The organism is Lactobacillus equicursoris DSM 19284 = JCM 14600 = CIP 110162 (genome assembly GCF_001434815.1).
GTDB classification, from domain to species: domain Bacteria; phylum Bacillota; class Bacilli; order Lactobacillales; family Lactobacillaceae; genus Lactobacillus; species Lactobacillus equicursoris.
On record NZ_AZDU01000106.1, the window covers coordinates 1 to 1,362 of the forward strand.

At 39.6% G+C, this 1,362-nt stretch carries 2 protein-coding genes; both read right to left on the minus strand.

All coding sequences use genetic code 11. The features are described 5' to 3' along the window. Nucleotides 1-206: 206 nt before the first annotated feature. Nucleotides 207-725: a hypothetical protein gene (locus FC20_RS09500; RefSeq protein WP_008463287.1), complete on the minus strand. Its 519-nt coding sequence runs from the start codon at nucleotides 723-725 to the stop codon at nucleotides 207-209. Further along, complete coding sequence (locus tag FC20_RS09505; RefSeq protein ID WP_008463288.1) at nucleotides 712-1,143, minus strand: DEAD/DEAH box helicase family protein; 432 nt, start codon at nucleotides 1,141-1,143, stop codon at nucleotides 712-714. The genes FC20_RS09500 and FC20_RS09505 overlap by 14 nt, the downstream gene beginning before the upstream one ends. Nucleotides 1,144-1,362 lie beyond the last annotated feature (219 nt).

Genomic DNA, 1,362 nt, shown 5'->3' on the forward strand with positions numbered 1-1,362 from the left:
GGCGCTTGGTGGCAAATCCTTGCTTACTTTTAGCGTGTCTTTTTCCTTTGGTGTCGTACCAGTTGATTTTAGCACGCCAACCGTTGTATCGTTTTTCATAGTAAGCCATAGTCTTTTTCCTTTTTATTCGTGTTAAATCCAGCAAAAAAGCCCGCTATAACGGGCTTCTTTTCTTTTTTATTCGTGTACTTGCATATACCATAGCGCTAGAGCATCAAGCTAATAATTGCAACAGCTATAGAAATCAAACCAATAACAATTGTGCCAAAGATATATCTGATTGTTTCTGTATGTTGCTGGCGTTGAAACTCTCGTTCACGTAAGATCGAGTTTTCAATTGTAGTTGGAATTTGATCTATTTTTTGACCAAGCAAATCTAGACGATTATCTACTTTAGACAAGTGCTGTTCAGTCTCAACGAATTGCTTATCTACGTTGGTTAAGTGCTTATCTATACTAGCTAAGCGCTCGTCTACATTGGTTAAGCGTTTATCAAGACCAACAAGTTTAGCATCAACCTTGCCAAACTTGTTGTCCATATGGTGCAATACTTTTTCGGTGTTCAACTCCAGTTCAGCGTGTGTGACATAGCGATCATCTTTCATAGTGCCACCTCCATCACCATTATTATATCGTGTTTTGGAGATGGAGACATTTTCAGATAAAGTACCTGCATCTTGAGAAACTGCGCTAGGCATTTGAAGCACATTATTATTGTCCATCATTACCGTCACCTCTGTTTATAGGGATGTAGGTTTCGAAGAAAGTCCCGGATTCTATTGATGCAGTCATCCCCATATCCCCGTTATGCTTTGAACTATATGCTAAAATCACGTGCAATTCATTTGCGATAGTTGAATCGATAGTGAACTTGAATTGGGCCTTTGCCAGCTTTAGCGCAGCAAGCTGATCGATTGGTATGTCTGAAGTCATCCAAATACGATCTATCCCAGGGGCTTCAACTAGCATGTGTATTCTGCCATAATCAAAAGTTCTTAGAATTTCCTTCATCTCAGGGCTGAAATATAAAACAGCCTCCAATTCAACTATTACCTCTTCATCATCCACATCTATTTCATAGATATGGTCACCATCTGCATCTTTAAGCAACATTGAAGTGACATATACTTTGGGATCTCTCATTATCATTCTCACATTCTGCATGACCTAATTTGTTGTTTTATCTGCTGACAATCTGCTGATTATTCTGCCGATAGTAGTGCATTCTTTTTACGTAGTAGCCTTTTCCAGTTTCCTTTCACTATTTAACGAAACGCTTCCCGCATTTCATGCAAACGAAGTCTGTTTTCTTGGTTGCTTTACCGTTTGAGCCGGATCCGTAACCCCACATAAGCTCACGGC